This is a genomic window from Pectobacterium sp. IFB5596 (genome assembly GCF_021432585.1).
GTDB classification, from domain to species: domain Bacteria; phylum Pseudomonadota; class Gammaproteobacteria; order Enterobacterales; family Enterobacteriaceae; genus Pectobacterium; species Pectobacterium punjabense.
In genome coordinates this window covers 121393-140677 of record NZ_LXFY01000005.1, presented here as the reverse complement: position 1 = coordinate 140677, position 19285 = coordinate 121393, and the positions used below count along the sequence as shown (strand labels likewise).

Annotated in this window: 16 protein-coding genes; 7 read left to right on the top strand and 9 right to left on the bottom strand. The window is 53.7% G+C overall.

From position 1 onward, the window contains the following. Positions 1 to 72: 72 nt before the first annotated feature. The 3 genes from A6301_RS07070 to A6301_RS07060 form a co-directional block, all read right to left on the bottom strand. Complete coding sequence (locus A6301_RS07070) at positions 73 to 219, bottom strand: hypothetical protein (protein ID WP_234257427.1); 147 nt, start codon at positions 217 to 219, stop codon at positions 73 to 75. A gap of 4 nt (positions 220 to 223) precedes the next feature. Continuing rightward, positions 224 to 1726 (bottom strand): glycerol-3-phosphate dehydrogenase, encoded by a 1503-nt coding sequence (gene glpD, locus A6301_RS07065; RefSeq protein WP_234257426.1) that lies wholly within the window; start codon positions 1724 to 1726, stop codon positions 224 to 226. A gap of 203 nt (positions 1727 to 1929) precedes the next feature. Continuing rightward, the gene (locus tag A6301_RS07060) at positions 1930 to 2358 is read right to left on the bottom strand and encodes a VOC family protein (protein ID WP_234257425.1); all 429 of its coding nucleotides are present in this window, start codon (positions 2356 to 2358) and stop codon (positions 1930 to 1932) included. Between the two features lie 269 nt (positions 2359 to 2627). Between A6301_RS07060 and glpE the strand changes: the two genes are divergently transcribed. Continuing rightward, complete coding sequence (glpE, locus tag A6301_RS07055) at positions 2628 to 2951, top strand: thiosulfate sulfurtransferase GlpE (protein WP_234257424.1); 324 nt, start codon at positions 2628 to 2630, stop codon at positions 2949 to 2951. 42 nt (positions 2952 to 2993) lie between these two features. Here glpE and A6301_RS07050 read toward each other — a convergent pair whose 3' ends face one another. The 4 genes from A6301_RS07050 to rbsK form a co-directional block, all read right to left on the bottom strand. Further along, complete coding sequence (locus A6301_RS07050) at positions 2994 to 4292, bottom strand: MFS transporter (RefSeq protein ID WP_107168937.1); 1299 nt, start codon at positions 4290 to 4292, stop codon at positions 2994 to 2996. Position 4293: 1 nt separating this feature from the next. Continuing rightward, the gene (locus A6301_RS07045; RefSeq protein ID WP_107168936.1) at positions 4294 to 4776 is read right to left on the bottom strand and encodes a YhcH/YjgK/YiaL family protein; all 483 of its coding nucleotides are present in this window, start codon (positions 4774 to 4776) and stop codon (positions 4294 to 4296) included. An 85-nt stretch (positions 4777 to 4861) separates the two neighbouring features. Continuing rightward, a complete protein-coding gene (locus A6301_RS07040; RefSeq protein WP_205540439.1) occupies positions 4862 to 5785 on the bottom strand; it encodes a dihydrodipicolinate synthase family protein in 924 nt (307 codons plus the stop codon). Positions 5786 to 5829: 44 nt separating this feature from the next. Next, the gene (gene rbsK / locus A6301_RS07035; protein ID WP_107168934.1) at positions 5830 to 7041 is read right to left on the bottom strand and encodes a ribokinase; all 1212 of its coding nucleotides are present in this window, start codon (positions 7039 to 7041) and stop codon (positions 5830 to 5832) included. A 203-nt stretch (positions 7042 to 7244) separates the two neighbouring features. On the opposite strand from rbsK, the gene glpG reads away from it, so the two are divergent. Genes glpG through malQ form a run of 4 tightly spaced genes read left to right on the top strand, consistent with a single transcriptional unit; the run spans position 7245 to position 13523 of the window. After that, the gene (glpG, locus tag A6301_RS07030; protein ID WP_107168933.1) at positions 7245 to 8078 is read left to right on the top strand and encodes a rhomboid family intramembrane serine protease GlpG; all 834 of its coding nucleotides are present in this window, start codon (positions 7245 to 7247) and stop codon (positions 8076 to 8078) included. A gap of 24 nt (positions 8079 to 8102) precedes the next feature. Beyond that, positions 8103 to 8861 carry a DeoR/GlpR family transcriptional regulator gene (locus A6301_RS07025; protein WP_005969330.1) on the top strand — a complete coding sequence of 253 codons (759 nt, stop codon included), beginning with the start codon at positions 8103 to 8105 and terminating at the stop codon, positions 8859 to 8861. Positions 8862 to 8903: 42 nt separating this feature from the next. Beyond that, positions 8904 to 11426, top strand: a complete 2523-nt coding sequence (gene malP, locus A6301_RS07020; protein WP_107168932.1) for a maltodextrin phosphorylase — start codon at positions 8904 to 8906, stop codon at positions 11424 to 11426. A gap of 12 nt (positions 11427 to 11438) precedes the next feature. Then, positions 11439 to 13523 (top strand): 4-alpha-glucanotransferase, encoded by a 2085-nt coding sequence (malQ, locus tag A6301_RS07015; protein WP_234257423.1) that lies wholly within the window; start codon positions 11439 to 11441, stop codon positions 13521 to 13523. A 70-nt stretch (positions 13524 to 13593) separates the two neighbouring features. Here the strand turns inward: malQ and nfuA are convergent, their stop codons facing one another. Further along, positions 13594 to 14169: a Fe-S biogenesis protein NfuA gene (gene nfuA, locus A6301_RS07010; protein WP_010277845.1), complete on the bottom strand. Its 576-nt coding sequence runs from the start codon at positions 14167 to 14169 to the stop codon at positions 13594 to 13596. Between the two features lie 60 nt (positions 14170 to 14229). Continuing rightward, positions 14230 to 14931 carry a DNA utilization protein GntX gene (gene gntX, locus A6301_RS07005; RefSeq protein WP_215482684.1) on the bottom strand — a complete coding sequence of 234 codons (702 nt, stop codon included), beginning with the start codon at positions 14929 to 14931 and terminating at the stop codon, positions 14230 to 14232. Between the two features lie 83 nt (positions 14932 to 15014). On the opposite strand from gntX, the gene bioH reads away from it, so the two are divergent. Both bioH and acrD read left to right on the top strand, forming a co-directional pair. Further along, entirely contained in the window at positions 15015 to 15782 is a 768-nt protein-coding gene (gene bioH, locus A6301_RS07000; protein WP_234257422.1) for a pimeloyl-ACP methyl ester esterase BioH, read from the top strand. A gap of 376 nt (positions 15783 to 16158) precedes the next feature. Continuing rightward, positions 16159 to 19275, top strand: coding sequence for a multidrug efflux RND transporter permease AcrD (gene acrD / locus A6301_RS06995; RefSeq protein WP_234257421.1), 3117 nt, complete (start codon positions 16159 to 16161; stop codon positions 19273 to 19275). Positions 19276 to 19285 lie beyond the last annotated feature (10 nt).

Sequence of the window (19285 nt, the reverse complement as noted above, 5' to 3'; positions counted from 1 at the left end):
AATCGCCGCTTGCCCTGTGTACCCAGGCTTATTGGCTAAATCATGCCGCTGTGCGGTACCTTCGGGCTTGGATTAACGCGAACCGAGCCGCCAGTGACGCGTTCCCGACGCGGCACTGGCTTTCGCGACGTCCTGTCGCTCACTCGGCGTTAACCCACCCCTCAGCATGATTCTTACGCCAGCATCAGGTGAAACAATATGGACGAGATGCTCGTCCATTTTTTTAACCCGCTTTTGCCATTTGCTGTTGGCGGTAGCTGGCTAACCAGTCGCTGATGCGCTGTTTCTGCGCGTCATCAAAGCGCATGCCCAGTTTGGTGCGACGCCAGATGACGTCGTCCAGCGTGACGGCCCACTCTTTCTCAACCAGATAGCGCAGTTCCACCTCATACAGGTCATGACCGAAATCTTCACCCAGATCGCTGAGGCTTTTCACGTTTGCCAGAATCAGTTCGCTGTTTGAACCATAGGTACGGCTGTAACGGCGCGTCAGTGATTCAGGCAGGTTGAAGCGGCGACGCAGCGCGGCGGCGTAGTCATCACGCGTGCCAGCAATATCACCGCCCGGCAGTACTGCACCTTTCGTCCAGGCTTTGCCTGCCTGCGGGTAATATTTGTGCAACTTGTCCAGCGCGTGCTCTGCCAGCTTACGGTACGTCGTCAGCTTGCCGCCAAACACGGAAAGCAGAGGAGCCTGACCGTTATCATCATCGACTGACAGCGTGTAATCACGCGTAATCGCCTGTGGAGAATCGGATTCGTCATCGCACAGCGGACGCACGCCGGAATAAGTCCAGACGATATCGTCACGTGTGAGCTGCTGTTTGAAATGGTCGTTATACACATCCAGCAGATAGCCGACTTCGTTGTCATCGATCTTCACATCGTGCGGATTACCTTTGTATTCCACGTCAGTGGTGCCGATGATCGAATAATCGTCCTGCCACGGGATCACGAACACAATACGGTGATCTTTGTTTTGCAGGATATACGCCTGCTGCTGGTTATGGACTTTTGGCACCACGATGTGGCTGCCTTTGATCAAACGGATGCCGTAAGGCGATTTCAGTTGCAGGCCATCATCGAAGAATTCTTTCACCCACGGGCCGGTTGCATTCACCAGGCCTTTGGCGCGCCAGGTGAAGGTTTCGCCGGTCAGTGAATCAACGGCATCGACAATCCACACGCCTTGTTCACGGCGAGCGCGGGTCACTTTGGTACGGGTACGGACTTCTCCGCCGCGTTTTGTCACTTCCTGCGCGTTTAACACCACCAGACGCGCATCGTCCACCCAGCAGTCCGAATATTCAAAGCCTTGCTTCAGTTCAGGTTTAAGAACCGAATCTGCACCGAATTTCAGTCCCTTACTGGCAGGCAGGCTAACGCGTTTGCCAATGTTGTCATACATGAACAGGCCGATACGAATCATCCAGGCTGGACGCAGGTGCGGCTGATGGGGCAAACGAAAGCGCATCGGGAAAATAATGTGCGGGGCCATTTTCAGCAGTGTTTCACGCTCAGACAGCGCTTCGCTGACCAAACGAAACTCATAGTGCTCAAGGTAACGCAGGCCACCGTGAATCAGCTTGGAGCTGGCGGAGGACGTGGCACAGGCGAGATCCTGTGCTTCCAACAACAGGACTGATAAACCCCGCCCAGCCGCATCTGCGGCGATGCCTGCACCGTTAATTCCGCCGCCGATAACGATGAGATCTTTGGTTTCCACGTTTCTTCCTCCACCCTCGAATAAATCAAAATGTTCGTTTTCGAGCATTATAATAATCGAAAACAAACAAATCAGCCAATGGTTAACCAAATAAAAACATTTATGCGTGATGGAGCTAACAATATGATGATAATTGTCACATTAAAATAAGGGGTATTAGCGGGTTTTTGGGGCTTTTCTTGACGATATTGCCCCTGTAGGCGTTACGGTTGCTCGATATATTGGCTGAAGCGTAAGAGATAACCATCGGGGTCCTGCACCAAAAACTCTCGCTGGCAGGCTTTTGTCGCGTTCTCGCTGGCGTCTATTGTGTAATAGTTATCTCTCAGCGGTCGGTAAAGCGGGATGCGATGATGTGCCAGGTTGTCCAGTAGCGGCATGACGTCATCCACCTCAATTTGAAGATTGATACCCCGTCCCAAAGGCCTGATTAGCGCCTCCGTGTTCCATCCTCCATCGTGAAATGCTTCCAGCATTAGCTGTGCTTCGCCGAGACTGAGATAGGCAAATTCTGGATTCTCACGGCGGATCGTTATGGCGAAACCGAGTATGTTCACGTAGAAATGCAGAGAGGTGGAAAAGTCCGTCACGGTAAGTTCAGGTACCATGCGGTTCCAGTAGGTTTGTGTCATAGGATTACCGTTTTTTATCGCCATGCGAAGCCCTAATGCCGATCGTTTAAGCATCGAGAGATATGGGGCGGCCACGGGGGTGAGGCGTCCCTGCGGGAACCATCCCCTGCGTTTCCCCTAATCATGGGCTTAAGTGATCCGTATTATGCGAAGCGCTGTTTTTCTTAATAACCTTATAATCATATAGGTTTTATGCTGCCAAAGGCAGGTTACAATGACGCCAGTTGTTACTAACATCCTGTCTATTATTAACAAGGTTGTCACTTTCGATGGAACAATTTGAAGCTATTAGTATTGAGCAAGCCCATTCCCGCTGGCAGGAAGGGGGCGTTGTCGTTGATATTCGCGATCCACAGAGCTTTGTCACTGCTCATGTTCCCGGCGCGATGCACCTGACGAATGAGAGCCTGTCTGATTTTGTGCGCGGTGCTGACTTCGATGCGCCAGTTATGGTGATTTGCTACCACGGCATTAGCAGCCGCAATGCCGCGCAGTACCTGATTAGCCTGGGATTTGATTCGGTGTACAGCATTGATGGTGGTTTTGAAGCCTGGCAACACCGTTACCCGCAGGATGTGTTACCACCAGTGTGAAAGTGGAAACCTGCTGCGTTTGACGGCGCAGCAGGCGAACCATTATTGCTCAGCCGGCAACGGCTTTTTGACAAATACGCCGTAGCTGATAGCACCTAGCATAAGTAAACTGGCACCGAAGATAAACACGTTGGTGAAAGCGCCTGTCATATCAAGAATGATACCCGTGACGATGGGAGCACTGGCCGCGCCGAGAAAACCACCGAAGTTCTGGATGGCACCCAGGGAGGCAACCTGTGCTTTCGGGGCGATATCGGTCGCCAGCGTCCAGATCACGCCAGAAGGCATCTGAGAAAAGAAATATCCCAGAGAAAGCAGCGCGATACATAATGTTGTGTCACTGACGAACGGCACAGGAGCGACGCAACACGCCGCGAGAGCTGCCCCGCATACAATAGGAATTTTGCGTGCGGTAATGGTATTGGTGCCGCGACGAATCAGACGGTCTGAAATTATCCCTCCGCACAGCACGCCCAAAATACCAGCCATGAACGGAATAGAGGCGACCCAACCTGTTTTCATCAAGCTGAATCCAAGAGAACGCTCCAGATAGCTGGGTAGCCAGGTTAGATAGACCCAAATGGTAAACATGATGGAGAAATTGCCCAGAATCATGAACCAGGTCGTCTTGTGTTTAAACAGAGAGCCCCAGCTTGCTTTTGGCGCGTCTGGCTTTTGCGTTTCCGGGGCGGCAACAGGACCATGGATTTCAACTTCTTCCTGTGGCGTTGGGTTACGGTAGAGCTTCATCCAGACCAGCAGGAGCGGAATACCCGCCAGCCCAATGGCGATAAACATGCCACGCCAACCCATGGTTAACAGCAGAATGGTCAAAATCGGTGGCGCAATGGCGTTGGCGATTTGCGAACCTGTATTGATGATAGCGGTAGGTAGGCCGCGTTCATTACTTGGGAACCAACGGTGGGTGATTTTAATTCCGGAGGTGAAGAACGGTGATTCAGACACCCCGAGTAACATACGCAGGCCATAGAACATGGCGTAGCCATTGACGAAGCCTGCCAGAATGGTGAACCCAGACCAGAGACCGAGAGCCCAGGAGAACATTTTTTTCGGACCGAACTTATCGACCAGCCAGCCAGCAGGCAGGTTCGCGATGGCATACGGCCATAAGAATGCGGAGAGCAGGAGTCCCATCTGTGTGGAACTGAAGCCAAACTCTTTTGAAATGGTGGTGTTGGCGATACTGAGATTAGCGCGGTCAAGATAATTCACCACGGCAGCAATCAGTAATATGAAGATAATATTCCAACGCAGACGAGATATTTTCTGCGAAGGTTGCGTTACAGCAGCAGGTGTAGATGAGGCAGTTGTCTGTTTCATTTTATTTATTTTCCGTAAACAGGCTGAGGTGAATCTTGATTACCGCTTTGCGGATAAAAGATTCACCGTGCGTTTGACAACAAGGGCGATGTAAATCTTCGGGAAAGAATACGGCAAACATTCCGGGTAGCAGATGAATAAAGGATTCGTTTCGCGTGTCGGTATAAAATACGATATCGTTTTGTTCCGCTTTATTTTCGATAACCGTATGCTCTTTGGCGCCACGCGCCACACCAATACTCTCTTCTCCAGAAATGAGGTATTGAATATCAACAAAATTAAAGTGCGACTCTGCCCGCATTTGTGCAGCAGGCACCGTAGCGGTTTCTTGCAGCAGGCAAAACATCTTGCCTGGAATAATATCGTATTTCCCTGGTGTTAATCTGGCGAAATCAGTTTGATTAATATAATCAATCCCTTTTTGGATAATAGGGTGCAGGGCATGCTTTTCCTGCGCCCAATCGCGCTGATCGCAAATAATCATAATAAAATATTCCCCTGTGAATGCGGTTTTTTATATAGGGTAACAAGAAGGTTTATTTATTCCCGTTACCCATAGACGCTTATTTTTATCGTGTGATTTTTTTCTGGTAGTGTTCCGTTCCGTGCCGAATTTGATCGAGGATGACGGTTAATCCCCAATGTTTCTCCAGTACGTCATCTTTATTGACGCGGCACTGAATGCTGGTAAAGGTGCCGAGGCGCTGATGGTAAACCTTGGCATTTTTCGGGTAGCCCAAGGTTTCAGTTACGGCGGCCAGTGACAGGAAGTCGGCCAGTTCGTCTGCCAACGCAGGGTTCTCTTGATGATGGTGATATAACCATACATAAAGTTCAGGATGGAAATTGGTGAACACGCCGCTAAAGCCGCGTGAACCCGCTTTCATCGCGGGGAATGCGATAGCGGCATTGGCGTTAATGATATTGAGCGGCGTTCCCTGCACCAACTCCACACGGCGGGTGACGGTAGCCAGGTCACAGCTGACGTCTTTTAGCACCACAAAACGGCCTGTATTGGCGCAATAGGTCAGCTCTTCATCACTCAATAGCCGACGATAAGGGGCTGGGCATTCATAGAGGCCGAGTGGCAGTGTCTTCGGCAGGGCGTCCAACAGATGATTCAGATTGGCAAAGAAGGTATCGCTGCCCGCTTTCTGTGGATCGAGGTGATTAGTGACCAGTACCAGTGCGTCGATGCCGGTTTCCGCCATCGCAGAAAGTTCTTCAACCTGTGCGTTGAGATCGTCGCTGATATGGCCGGAGGCAATCACGGGTATACGGCCTTGCACGTGTTCCACCACAAAGCGTGCCACGGCCACGCGTTCTTCTAACGAGAGAAACTGCATTTCGCTAGACTGACACACGGCGAACAGCGCATCGACGTTTTTGTCTATGTACCAGTCAATGAGCTTCGCCAGACCGGGATAATCGACGTCGTTCTGTTCGGTGAACGGGGTCAGCATGACAGGGACGATACCATCAATTGTTTTCATTTCTTTATTCTCCAAAAAACAGCGGTTGCGGGCGATTTTCCGCGTTAGCGTTGCGATAAACGTGCAATAACTTGTTGATGCTCAGGCATGTTAGAGGCCCCTTCACGCTCAACGGCGAGGGAGGCAAAGGCGGAGGCGTACGTGGCGGCCTGCACCAGGTTCTGCCCGTTAGCGAGCGCGGCGGCAAACGCGCCGTTGAATGCATCCCCTGCGCCGGTCGTATCGACACCCAGTGCCGGAAAGGCAGGAATATGCTGGAACTGCTTGCCGTCCAATAACAGCGCACCGCGGGAACCCATGGTGATAATCACGCGTTTGGCTCCCATGGCAGCGATTTTCAGCGCCGCTTCTTTGGCATCGTCAACATCGTGAATATCAATGCCGGATAAAAGCGAGGCTTCCGTCTCGTTAGGCGTGATGACATCGAGATAATCCAGATAGGGCAGAATCTCGCTGGAGTAGGGGGCGGGGTTAAGAATCACTTTCTTGCCCAGCGTATGGGCCAGCTTGATCGCGTTCAGCGTTGCAGAAAAGTTATTCTCTAACTGTACCAGCAGCACGTCTGAGGTGGTGAGCTCTGACGCAATGGCGGCCACTTCGTCATCGGTAATGGTTTGGTTAGCACCGGGGTGGATGGCGATCATGTTTTCGCCGTTTTGCTGCGAGACGTAAATGATCGCGTTACCCGTAGGTTCACTATCTGACTGGTACAACTTGAACGAGTGAATGTCTGATGCCGTAAAATGATCGTAGGCAAACTGGCTAAATTGGTCGGTACCCACTTTAGCGATGAAATAAACCTGTGCACCTGCCCGACTGGCAGCCATTGCCTGGTTAGCGCCTTTGCCCCCAGGGCCGATCGCGCTGCCCTGCGCCATGATGGATTCGCCGCCCTTGGGAAAACGCATCACCTTGGCGACGATATCAACATTGAACGATCCTAAAATACACACCTTGCCGTTCATCGAATTTCCTTTCTGTTTGCTGGTTTGATGTCTGTTCTGTTTTTCTAACCGCTTCAGCAGCACTTCGAAATTCTCACCAGACGGGGCGATTAATTCGGACTGTAAGAGACGTCGTACGATCATGGCTCCACCGTAGCAGCGTTGAATCAGGTTCAACCGTGCCAGTTGATTCAAATCACTGCGGATAGTCTCTTTGCTAACGGCAAAGGCCGTTGCCAGATAATCGACGCTGGCGCGTTCATGTTTGGCCAGATAGGCCAGAATCTGATTACGTCTTTCTTCTAGAAACATGCTTACCTCAGTTGTTGGTTATGAGCCTAAAGGAGAGTCTGCGGCTAAAAAGTGACTACTGTCATAGGATGATCGGTGAAACGGAAGTAAACGGAAGTTGGTAGAATGTTATCGGTTAAGAAGGCCGTTTTTACTTTTTCCGCCCCTGCCCGCGAAGCAATATGATATTTTTAGGTAAATCTATTCGCTACGGATACACACCCATGCCAATCCGCGTTATTGCTCTCTCCAACCCGCGTCTGGCTCAGGCATTTGTCGATTACATGCGTACGCAGCAGATCCATCTGGAGATGCGGCCTCAGGGGCATGAAGCTGAGCTGTGGCTAGACGATGAAACACAGCTGAGAAACGTTCAGGAGGCGCTGGAGATTTTTCTGCGCGATCCGACAAACCCACGCTATTTGGCAGCCAGCTGGCAAACGGGATCGATGGACACCGGTATTCAATACCAACGCTATTCTTTCCTGCAAACCTTGAAACAAAAGGCTGGGCCGCTGACGCTATCCGTGATGGTGGTGACGATTGCGGTGTTTATCCTGATGCAGATTTCGGGCTATGAGAGCGTGATGGCCTGGCTAGCCTTTCCGGCTGAAGGGCAACAGGCACAGCTATGGCGCTGGTTCAGTCATGCTTTGTTGCACTTTTCCCTGCTGCATATTTTGTTCAATCTGATGTGGTGGTGGTATCTGGGTGGGCCAGTTGAGAAAGTGTTGGGTACCGGAAAATTGCTGGTCATCACGCTGGTTTCCGCATTGGTCAGCGGCTGGGCGCAGTCCTGGTTTAGCGGCACCTCTTTTGGTGGCCTGTCTGGCGTCGTTTATGCGCTGATGGGCTACGTCTGGCTACGAGGGGAAAGAGAACCTGACGGTTATTTGGCCATGCCGCGCAGCCTGATGGCCTTCGCTTTACTGTGGTTGGTCGCCGGATATTTCGATATTTTAGGTATGTCGATAGCGAATGCCGCGCATGTGGCAGGGCTGATTGTCGGGCTATTGATGGCCTTTTGGGACACGTATAATAAAACAAACCCCCGGTAAATCGGGGCGTCTTAGGGGATAAATGTGAAGCAGACACAACGGCATGACGCCATTATTGAACTGGTGCGTCGGCAGGGGTATGTCAGTACTGAAGAGCTGGTGGATCATTTTGCGGTGAGCCCGCAAACTATTCGTCGCGATTTGAACGATCTGGCCGAGCAAAATAAAATCCATCGCCACCACGGCGGTGCGGCATTGCCATCCAGTTCGGTTAACACGGCTTATCACGATCGTAAAATGATGTGGTCGGATGAAAAGGCACGTATTGCCCGTCGGGTGGCGAGCCAGATTCCAGACGGGGCGACCTTGTTTATTGATATCGGCACCACGCCCGAAGCGGTGGCCTATGCGCTGATGCAGCATAAGGATCTGCGCGTGGTCACCAATAACCTGAATGTAGCAACGCTACTGACCGCAAAAGAGGATTTTCGCCTGATTTTGGCCGGTGGCGAAGTACGCACCCGTGATGGCGGTATTATGGGGGAGGCGACGCTCGATTTTATCTCTCAGTTCCGTCTGGATTTTGGCATTTTGGGCATCAGCGGTATTGACATGGATGGGTCATTACTGGAGTTTGATTATCATGAAGTGCGCACAAAACGGGCGATTATTGAAAATTCTCGCTGCGTGATGCTGGTGACGGATCATTCCAAGTTTGGCCGTAATGCGATGGTGAACTTGGGCAACATGGATTTGATCGACTATCTTTTTACCGATCAGTCACCACCACCCAGCGTACTGAAAATTATTGAACAGCATAAGGTACAGTTGGAGTTGTGTTGAACCCGATGTGCCTTTTCCATGATGGACAAAGGAGGAGGCACGATGTCAGATTCTGCAAAAAAGCCGGGTTCTTCAGAAAAGTCAGGTTCTTTAACGCGTTCAGGAGCGGTAAAAAAGTCAGATTTTTTGACTCAGCCTGCTTCTTCCAATCACTCTGCTATCGCCTTTGATGCAGCACAGTTTGCCGCTGCGCTGCTTCGTCAACAGCGGCTCGGTGGCGTCGCTTCCCTGAAAGCGATGACGCCGGTGCAGTGCTGGCGTACCGTCAGTCTCGCGCTAGCGGAACAACTGCTGATGCATCCCGCGTCGCCAACCTCTTCCCCTGACCATTCGCCTCAGCGCCATGTGAATTACCTGTCGATGGAGTTTCTGCCCGGTCGTTTGACGGGCAACAACCTGCTGAATCTGGGATGGTATGATGCCGTCGCCGACGTACTGGCAGAGCAGGGGCTGAACCTGAGTGATGTGCTGGAGCAGGAAACCGATCCGGGTTTAGGCAACGGCGGATTAGGCCGACTGGCATCCTGCTTTCTGGACTCGATGGCGACGGTGGGGCAGCCTGCAACGGGTTACGGCCTCAATTACCAGTACGGCCTGTTTCGTCAGCATTTCGCGCAAGAGCAGCAACGGGAAACGGCTGATGACTGGCAGCGTGACACCTATCCATGGCTTTTACCGCGTGCTGAGCTGGCGGTAGAGGTTGGGTTCGGCGGACGTCTGCAACCCCTGACGGATGGTAGCCTGCGCTGGCTACCGGATATGGTTTTCAGAGGCGAAGCCTGTGACCTGCCGGTGATTGGCTATCAAAATGGTGCCGCGCAGCCGTTACGTTTGTGGCGTGCGACGCATCGCGATCCGTTTGATTTAACCTTATTCAATGAAGGCCACTATTTGCGCGCGGCGCAGGCGGGTATTTCCGCGGCCAGTCTGACCAGCGTGCTGTACCCCAATGATAATCATGCCGCAGGCAAGCGTTTGCGCTTGATGCAGCAATATTTCCACTGTGCCTGCTCGGTGGCTGACATCCTGCGTCGCCATCTTAGCGCGGGGCGTGCGCTGTCTGCGCTGCCAGATTATGAAGTCATCCAGCTTAATGATACCCATCCGACGCTGGCGATCCCTGAGTTAATGCGCCTGCTGCTGGATGAACATCAGCTAGCCTGGGACGACGCCTGGTCGATAACCGGACGCACCTTTGCCTACACCAATCATACGCTGATGCCGGAAGCGCTTGAGCGCTGGGATGAACGGCTGTTTGGCCGCTTGCTGCCTCGCCACCTGTCGATTGTCCGGCAAATTGATGCGCAGTTTAAGGTGCAGGTCGAGCAACAATGGCCCGGCGATCGGCAGATATGGGCGAAGCTTGCCATTCGCCACCAGCGTCAGATTCGCATGGCAAACCTGTGCGTGGTGAGCTGCTTTGCGGTCAATGGCGTGGCGGCGCTGCACTCGGAACTGGTGGTGAAAGACCTGTTCCCCGAATACCACCTGCTATGGCCGACCAAATTCCACAATGTCACCAACGGCATTACGCCACGTCGTTGGCTAAAGCAGTGTAATCCGGCGCTGTCTGCGTTGATTGATGACACGCTACATACGCCATGGGTAAATGATTTACCCGCGCTGCAAGGGCTGGAGCCCTATGCTGACGATGCCGGTTTTCGTGAGCGTTATCGACAAATCAAGGCCGATAATAAAACGCAACTGGCGAGCTATCTCCGCCAACAGTATGACATTGTGATCGATCCTCTGGCGCTGTTTGATGTGCAAATTAAGCGATTGCATGAATACAAACGTCAGCATTTGAACCTACTTCATATTCTCGCGCTATATCGTCAATTGCGTGACAATCCGCATCTGGATATAGTGCCGCACGTCTTTCTGTTCGGTGCCAAAGCGGCACCGGGTTATGTCTTAGCAAAAAATATCATTTATGCCATTAATCGGGTCGCTGCGGTCATTAATCAGGATCGCCGCGTTAACGATCGCCTAAAGGTGATCTTCCCGGCGGACTATCGTGTCTCTCTGGCTGAACGGATGATTCCTGCTGCTGATGTCTCTGAGCAGATTTCGACGGCAGGTAAGGAAGCTTCTGGCACGGGCAATATGAAACTCGCGCTGAATGGCGCGTTGACCGTTGGCACGTTGGATGGGGCAAATGTAGAAATGGCGCAGCAGGTCGGTGAGGACAATCTGTTCATTTTCGGCCATACCGTAGAGCAGGTCAAAGCGTTACAGGCTCAGGGCTACGAACCGTCAGACTATCTTGCTGTGACGCCTCTGCTACGCGAAATACTGAATGAGCTAGCGAGTGGTGCATTCAGCCGGGGGGATAAAAACGCGTTTGCCCCACTGTTGGATAGCCTGCTGAAGCTGGGCGATCCCTATATGTTAATGGCCGATTTTGCACCGTATTGTGAGGTGCAGCAGCGTGTTGATGCGCTTTATCGTGAGCCGGATGAATGGACGCGTCGCTGTGTGCTGAATACCGCCAGAATGGGGATGTTCAGTTCGGACAGGGCGATTCATGATTACCAGACGCGTATTTGGCAAGCGCATCATTAGGAAAAGGAGAGGATGTTCAAGGTGGATAAACTGGCAAGCCAGCAGACCGGCATCGCGGAAAGCTATACCGATGCTTATGGCAAAGAGCACATTGTTGCTGCCGCAGTCAGAAACCAGATTCAGGCGATGATGGACGTTTCTGATAGCGGCAATGCGCCCCTGCCGCCTGTCCGTGTCTTTTTGCAAGGCCGAGATTCGGTCATCGAGCTTGCTGGTCACGGTGAATTCTTCTGGACGCTGATGTATGAAAACGGCGGTCAAATTCAAGGGCAGATAACCGGTGGTTCAACGTTAGCTCTGCCGGGCGTGCTGCCGCTGGGTTACCACTACCTGACGCTGACGCAGGCTGACCAGCGCTGGAGTTGTCGGATTATTGTTGCACCGCATCGCTGTTATGAACCCGAAGCTTTACAACAGGGAAAACGCTGGTGGGGTGTGACCGTGCAGCTTTACACCTTGCGTTCGCACAACAACTGGGGCATAGGGGATTTTGGCGATCTGCGCCAACTGGTAGAACAGATTGCCCGACGTGGCGGAGCCTTTGTGGGGCTGAACCCACTGCATTCGCTATACCCGGCGTTGGCAGAGGCGGCGAGCCCTTACAGCCCGTCGTCTCGCCACTGGCTGAACATTATTTACATCGATGTAAATCGGATTGATGATTTTCAGCAGAGCGGGGAAGCGCAGGCGTGGTGGCACCGAGAGGAGACACAAAGCGCCATCGCAGCGCTGCGGGCGGGGCGCTGGGTTGATTATGAACCGGTGACGCAGCTTAAGCTGACGGCCCTACGGCTGGCGTACCGTTATTTTACGACTCGTAGTGCGCTGGACCCGCGCATTAGTGCGTTTCGTCAGTTTGTTGTCAGCGGTGGCCAAAGTCTGCAACTTCAGGCGACGTTTGATGCGTTGCAGGTTCACCTGAAAAAACAGGGCGAGAATTATGCGGACTGGCATCAATGGCCTGCCAGCTATCATGATGTACACAGTGAAACGGTAAAAGCATTTCGTCGTGAAAACAGCGATGAGATTACGTTCTATAGCTGGCTGCAATGGGTAGCGCATGAGCAGTTAGCAGACTGCTACGCGCACAGCAAACAGCTTGGCCTACCGTTAGGGCTGTATCGCGATTTGGCCGTCGGCGTCGCACAGGGCGGTGCAGAAACCTGGGATGAACGACAGCTCTATTGCCTTGATGCCTCAATCGGCGCACCGCCCGATCCGCTTGGGCCACAGGGACAAAATTGGCAGCTTGCGCCGATGAACCCCACCATGATGCAGCTTCGGGGCTATCAACCGTTTATCGATGTACTACGTAGCAACATGGCGCACTGCGGCGCGTTGCGTATCGATCATGTGATGGCGCTCTTGCGCCTGTGGTGGATACCGAAGGCGGAGTCGGCGGGCAACGGAGCCTACGTGCATTACCCGGTCGACGATCTGCTGGCGGTACTGGCACTGGAAAGTCAGCGTCATCGCTGCCTGATTATCGGTGAGGATTTAGGCACGGTGCCGCCGGAAATTGTCAGCAAACTGCACGACTACGGTATCTATTCTTACAAGGTACTGTTTTTTGAAAAGGACGGAGAGAACCACTTTCGTCCTCCAGAGGATTACCCGCGCCAGGCGATGGCAACCATTACCACTCACGACCTTCCGACGCTACGCGGTTACTGGCAAACCGTGGATTTATCGCTTGGGCGCGAGTTAGGGCTGTACCCTGTGGAAGCGTTGTTACAAGAGCAGATGCAGCAGCGCGAAAAAGCGAAACAGGGGCTACTTAACGCATTACACCATTACGGGCTGTTGCCGCAGCGCGTTGGCCGCAACTCTGCGCTGACGACAATGGGTGCGCCGCTGAGCCGTGGTGTTCATCGCTATGTTGCCGATAGCGCCAGCGCACTGGTTGGGTTTCAACTAGAAGACTGGCTGGATATGGCCACGCCGGTGAATGTACCGGGCACCAACCGCGAATACCCTAACTGGAGACGCAAGCTGACGCGTCCGCTGGAATCGATCTTCGCTGACCGCTGCCTTGAACGACTGGTTCGGGATGTGGATTTGCGCCGCGGTGCGCCGATGAAAACGCAAAAAGCCTAACAATAAAACGAACACTTTTCCTCCCCTGAGTCGGGGAGGAAAAGCAAAGACAAATCAACAGGAGAGAGGATTAATAGTAGGAGTGCTCGCCGCGCTGGTGTTCGGTGAGGTCTCTCACGCCTTTCAGCTCAGGGAAGGTTTGTAGCAGCTCTTTCTCAATCCCTTCTTTCAGCGTGACGTCAACCATAGAACAGCCGTTACAGCCGCCGCCAAATTGCAGGATCGCCAGGCCGTCATCGGTAATTTCCATCAGCGTCACGCGGCCGCCGTGGCCAGCCAACTGTGGGTTGATCTGCGATTGCAGCACATATTCAACGCGTTCCATCAGCGGGGCGTTGTCGTCTACTTTACGCATTTTCGCGTTTGGTGCTTTCAGCGTGAGCTGAGAACCTAATTGATCGGTCACGAAGTCGATTTCAGCGTCTTCCAGATAAGGAGCGCTCAGTTCGTCCACATAAGCGGAGATCTTTTCAAACTTCAGTACGGTATCGCTGGCTTCTACGGCATCCGGCGGGCAGTAAGAAACACCGCACTCGGCGTTTGGCGTACCTGGATTAATAACAAATACGCGAATCTGTGTGCCTTCTTCCTGTTTTGCCAACAGTTTCAGGAAATGCTCCTGAGCAGCATCGGTAATACGGATCATAATAGTAAGCTCGATAGTTGACTGCACTTATCGGTTATAATACGCCCATCCTCCCCCTGACTACAAGGTTCGGCACAAACACCAGACCTGAACGCCTGCTGCGCCCTGAGCTAACAATAGCCTGCTAATTTCAGCGGCGGTACTGCCCGTCGTGACCACATCGTCCAATAAAACCACCTGTTGCCCGGACAGCGAGACATCACAGGAAAATGCGCCCCTCAGGTTTCTGCGCCGTGCGCTGGCGTTGAGCGTTTGCTGCAACGGCGTGCGGCGGGTGCGCAGCAACTCGCGTGGATCGTAAGCGCAGTTCAGCCAGCGGGCGAGAGGGTGAGCGAGCAACTCGGTCTGGTTAAAGCCACGACGCCACTGGCGGTTCCGATGCAGGGGAACGGTGAATAGGCGGTCGGGGCGGAACAGCGGAACCTGCCCGGTGAACTTTCGCTCGCGGTATGCCATCTGCCAGCGTAATAACAGCTGTCGCGCAAGTACTGCTGCCAGCTCGGTTTTACCCGTAAACTTGAAATGCTTAAGTAGCGCGTTAAACGGCGGCGCGTAGTCGCTGATAAAGGTCATCGATTGCCAGGGCGGTGGATTTTGCAGGCAGCGCCCGCACTGACGCGTTGTGTCGCTGGAGGGTAAACCACAACGCGGGCAGCAGGCAGGTAAACGCGGCAAATGGCGCTGGCAGTACGAGCAAATTCCCTGCTGGCCGTGATGAAGCGGCAATAAGCATAGCCAGCAGCGTGCGGAGATGGTTAACATTGTTTTCCTTAACGATCGTTTTCCCTGAAATATATTGACCCCATGCAAACGTGAAGGGGGTTCCTGAAAAAGGAAGATAACGGATGGCAGCGTTGTATTGGCAGACTGAAGGTGCAGGAAATACGGATCTTGTGTTGCTGCACGGGTGGGGATTGAATGCGCAGGTATGGCAGAGCATGGTTGCGCGACTCGCCCCGCATTTTCGCCTGCATCTGGTCGATCTGCCGGGTTATGGCAGAAGCCAGGGATTCGGGCCGATGTCCCTGAATGACATGGCGGACTGCGTGTTGGCGCAGGCTCCAGATCGCGCCGTCTGGCTGGGGTGGTCGCTGGGTGGGTTGGTTGCCAGCCAAATTGCGCTAAGTGCCCCTGCGCGGGTGGACAAGCTGATTACCGTGGCGTCGTCGCCCTGTTTCAGTGCACAAGAGGGCTGGCCGGGCATCAAACCGGAAGTATTGCAGGGGTTTCAGCAGCAGCTCAGTGAAGATTTTCAGCGTACGGTTGAGCGATTTCTGGCGCTGCAAACGCTGGGAACGGAGAGCGCACGGCAGGATGCAAGGCTGTTAAAAAGCGTGGTGTTGGAACAGCCGATGCCGTCAGTCGAGGTGTTAAACGGTGGGCTGGCGATTCTACGTGAAGCCGATTTACGCCAGCCGTTAGCCGACTTGACCGTGCCATTCCTACGGCTCTACGGTGCGTTAGATGGGCTGGTGCCGCGCAAGGTCGCTGGATTGCTGGATGACCCGTGGCCGAACTCGACGTCGGTGGTGATGCCAAAGGCCGCACATGCGCCGTTTATTTCGCATCCGGATGCCTTCTCCGAGCAGATAATCGCGTTCGCTCAGGCGTAGCCGACGATAATTTACATTTTCTCCTCAATTTCTCCACGATTTAACCGATGCTGGCAGTTAAGGTTATTCGGCACGCTGTATGCATAATGTCGGTCGTTTCAAGCTCGAGATACCGGGGCGACCACGGTGTGAGGCATCCCTACGGGAACCTCATCCCCGTGTTTCCCCTTATAAAATGCAAACGCATTTTAAATGCCACTTGTGGCAGCCCGTCAGGGCGAGCACAGGAACTGGGCGAGTAAATCCATGCTGAAGCGATCAGCATGACCTTGTATGCAGGGTTTTCTCTGGGTTGAATGAACTCGATTCTGTTCGATTATAAGTAGGCTGCTCATGAAGCAGCCACATCAAAATATGGCTGAGGAGTGTAGAAGCGATGGCGAATTTTTTTGTCGACCGTCCTATTTTTGCGTGGGTGCTGGCTATCCTTCTCAGCCTGTGCGGTATGTTGGCGATTAAGTCATTACCGCTAGAACAGTATCCCGATCTGGCTCCGCCCAGCGTAAGGATCACGGCTAACTACCCCGGTGCATCAGCACAGACGTTGGAAAATACCGTCACGCAGGTTATCGAGCAAAGCATGACCGGGCTGGATAACCTGATGTACATGTCCTCGGACAGCAGCAATACCGGGCAGTCCCGAATTATGCTGACCTTTGAAGCAGGCACTGACCCTGATGAAGCTCGTCAGCAGGTGCAAAATCAGTTGCAGTCCGCTACCCGCAAGCTGCCTCAGGATGTACAGCAGCAGGGGGTTACCGTAAGTAAAACGGGTGATACCAATATCCTGATGGTCGCGTTTGTCTCTACCGATGGCAGCATGGACAAACAGGATATCGCCGATTATGTCGCGACGAATATTCAGGAGCCGATCAGCCGCATCAGCGGGGTGGGCGAGGTTGATTCCTATGGGTCACAGTATGCGATGCGCATCTGGCTAGATCCGGCCAAACTGATGGATTATGCGCTGACGACCAGCGACGTGGTGCGGGCCATCGAATCGCAGAACAGTCAGGTTTCGGTAGGGCAAGTCGGCGGTGTACCGTCGGTAGATAATCAGGCGCTGAACGCGACGATTAACGCGCAATCCCTGTTACAGACACCGCAGCAGTTTCGCGATATTACGCTGCGGGTCAATCAAGACGGTTCTGCCGTGACGCTGGCTAATGTCGCGGAAGTGGAGTTGGGTTCTGAACGTTACGATTTTCTCAGCCGTTTTAACGGTCAGGCCGCCTCCGGGCTGGGCGTAAAACTGGCGTCGGGCGCGAATGAGCTGGAAACCGATAAACGCGTCAGAGAACGTATCGAGGAGCTATCGCAATACTTCCCACACGGGCTGGAAGCCAAAATCGCCTTCGAGACATCCCCCTTTGTTAAAGCCTCTATCACCGATGTGGTGAAAACCCTGTTTGAAGCGGTGCTGCTGGTGTTTTTGGTGATGTACCTGTTCTTACAGAATTTCCGCGCCACGCTGATTCCCACGATTGCCGTGCCTGTGGTGTTGCTCGGTACGTTTGCCGTGCTGTATGCCTTCGGCTTTAGCCTGAATACACTGACGATGTTCGCGATGGTGCTGGCGATTGGCCTGCTGGTGGACGATGCCATCGTGGTGGTGGAAAACGTGGAGCGGGTGATGAGCGAAGAGGGGCTCTCGCCACGCGACGCGACGCGAAAATCGATGGGGCAGGTGCAAGGGGCGCTGGTCGGGATTGCGCTGGTGCTGTCCGCCGTATTTGTGCCGATGGCTTTCTTTGGCGGCACCACGGGGGCGATTTATCGTCAGTTCTCCGTCACGATTGTGACGTCAATGATTCTGTCGGTGCTGGTGGCGATGATTCTGACGCCTGCGCTGTGTGCGACGCTGCTCAAGCCGCTTGCCAAAGGCCAACACCACGGTCACAAAGGATTTTTCGGCTGGTTCAACCGCAGCTTTACCCGCACGTCGCTGAAGTATGAGCGCGGCGTCGGCAAAATATTGGTCAGTAGCGGGCGCTGGCTGCTGCTCTATATGGGCATTATCGGGATTATGGCCTTCCTGTTTTTCCGGCTGCCAACCTCGTTTCTGCCGCAGGAAGATCGGGGCGTGTTCACGACACAAGTGCAGCTTCCACCGGGTTCGACGCAACAGCAGACCTTACAGGTGGTCAACAAGATCGAGCAGTATTATCTCACTCAGGAAAAGGACACGGTGACGTCCGTGTTTTCCACCATTGGCTCGGGGCCTGGCGGTAACGGGCAGAATGTGGCGCGGCTGTTTGTGCGTCTTAAAGACTGGGATGAACGCACCGCGCCAGAGAGCAGCTCGTTTGCGGTGATCGAACGCGCGACCAAAGCATTTCGCACTATCAAGGAAGCGCGAGTATTCGCCAGCAGCCCGCCGTCGATTAACGGATTGGGTAGCGCTGCGGGCTTCGCCATGCGGTTACAGGATCGTGGTGGATTAGGGCACGATGCGCTGATGGCGGCGCGGGATCAACTGCTGAACATGGCTGACGGCAACCGCGAACTGACGCGCGTGCGGCACAACGGGCTGGATGACAGCTCGCAACTGCGGATTCATATCGATCAGCGCAAAGCACAGGCGCTGGGGGTGTCGGTGGATGACATTAACAGCACGCTGAAAACGGGCTGGGGGTCGACCTATGTGAATGACTTCCTTGACCGTGGTCGGGTGAAGAAAGTCTACGTTCAGGCGGCGGCGACGTTCCGTATGCTGCCGGATGACATCAGCAAATGGTATGTTCGCAACAACAGCGGTGGGATGGTGCCGTTCAGCGCGTTTGCACAAACCGTCTGGGAAACCGGTTCGCCGCGCCTTGAGCGTTACAACGGCTACTCGTCGCTGGAAATTGTCGGTGAGGCGACGCCGGGTGTCAGTACCGGTACGGCGATGACGATCATGGAATCACTGGTGGCGAAGCTACCGGAAGGTTTTGGATTGGAGTGGACGGGGATGTCCTTACAGGAACGATTGAGCGGGGCGCAGGCACCGGCGCTGTATGCCGTTTCGCTGCTGGTGGTGTTCTTGTGCCTGGCGGCGCTGTATGAAAGCTGGACAGTGCCGTTTTCCGTCATGCTGGTGGTGCCGATGGGCGTACTTGGAGCGCTGGTGGCGACCTGGGCGCGCGGTCTGGAAAACGATGTCTATTTTCAGGTTGGGCTACTGACGGTGGTCGGGCTATCGGCGAAGAACGCCATCCTGATTGTGGAATTCGCCAACGAGATGAACCAGAAAGGGAAGGATCTGGTTGAGGCCACGCTGGAAGCCTCCCGCCAGCGTCTGCGACCCATCTTGATGACATCGCTGGCGTTTATCTTCGGCGTATTACCGATGGCGACCAGCAGCGGTGCGGGCTCGGCCAGCCAGCATGCGGTGGGAACGGGCGTGATCGGCGGTATGCTGGCGGCCACCTTCCTCGCCATCTTCTTCGTGCCCTTGTTCTTTGTTGTCGTGCGCCGTCGCTTCCCGTTGAGAGATAAGATCTCGGAATAGAGAGCAGGTA

Excerpts from the sequence above, each read along its gene's own strand:
- malP (WP_107168932.1), top strand. The coding sequence starts at position 8,904 with ATGTCAGATTCTGCAAAAAAGCCGGGTTCTTCAGAAAAGTCAGGTTCT.
- A6301_RS07050 (WP_107168937.1), bottom strand. The coding sequence starts at position 4,292 with ATGAAACAGACAACTGCCTCATCTACACCTGCTGCTGTAACGCAACCT.
- rbsK (WP_107168934.1), bottom strand. The coding sequence starts at position 7,041 with ATGTTTCTAGAAGAAAGACGTAATCAGATTCTGGCCTATCTGGCCAAA.
- A6301_RS07070 (WP_234257427.1), bottom strand. The coding sequence starts at position 219 with ATGGACGAGCATCTCGTCCATATTGTTTCACCTGATGCTGGCGTAAGA.
- glpG (WP_107168933.1), top strand. The coding sequence starts at position 7,245 with ATGCCAATCCGCGTTATTGCTCTCTCCAACCCGCGTCTGGCTCAGGCA.
- A6301_RS07060 (WP_234257425.1), bottom strand. The coding sequence starts at position 2,358 with ATGACACAAACCTACTGGAACCGCATGGTACCTGAACTTACCGTGACG.
- nfuA (WP_010277845.1), bottom strand. The coding sequence starts at position 14,169 with ATGATCCGTATTACCGATGCTGCTCAGGAGCATTTCCTGAAACTGTTG.
- acrD (WP_234257421.1), top strand. The coding sequence starts at position 16,159 with ATGGCGAATTTTTTTGTCGACCGTCCTATTTTTGCGTGGGTGCTGGCT.
- bioH (WP_234257422.1), top strand. The coding sequence starts at position 15,015 with ATGGCAGCGTTGTATTGGCAGACTGAAGGTGCAGGAAATACGGATCTT.
- A6301_RS07045 (WP_107168936.1), bottom strand. The coding sequence starts at position 4,776 with ATGATTATTTGCGATCAGCGCGATTGGGCGCAGGAAAAGCATGCCCTG.
- malQ (WP_234257423.1), top strand. The coding sequence starts at position 11,439 with ATGTTCAAGGTGGATAAACTGGCAAGCCAGCAGACCGGCATCGCGGAA.
- gntX (WP_215482684.1), bottom strand. The coding sequence starts at position 14,931 with ATGTTAACCATCTCCGCACGCTGCTGGCTATGCTTATTGCCGCTTCAT.
- glpE (WP_234257424.1), top strand. The coding sequence starts at position 2,628 with ATGGAACAATTTGAAGCTATTAGTATTGAGCAAGCCCATTCCCGCTGG.
- A6301_RS07040 (WP_205540439.1), bottom strand. The coding sequence starts at position 5,785 with ATGAAAACAATTGATGGTATCGTCCCTGTCATGCTGACCCCGTTCACC.